We start from the raw sequence: 231 nt of genomic DNA on the forward strand, positions 1-231 counted from the left end.
CGGCACGAGCGTGGCCGCGGTGGAGGCCAGCATCAGCACGAAGCCCAGCAGCAGCTGCCAGCGGTACGGGTGCGCGAAGCGCCAAAGCCGCAGCAGCGTGCGCGTCGTCGGCGGTGTCTCCACCACCTGCGTGCACACGGAGCACGCCTCGTCGTCGGGCTCCATCGGGCTGTGGCAGACCGGACACTGCAGCGTCTGCGCCGGGATGGCCGCCGACGTCGGATCGGGGCT

At 72.3% G+C, this 231-nt stretch carries 1 pseudogene; it reads right to left on the reverse strand.

Annotated features, from left to right (window positions below):
- Positions 1–231: pseudogene (locus NET02_RS16500) on the reverse strand (cyanophycin metabolism-associated ABC transporter); the annotation flags it as partial.

It is taken from the genome of Thermalbibacter longus (assembly GCF_023806485.1).
GTDB lineage: Bacteria > Chloroflexota > Chloroflexia > Thermomicrobiales > Thermomicrobiaceae > Thermalbibacter > Thermalbibacter longus.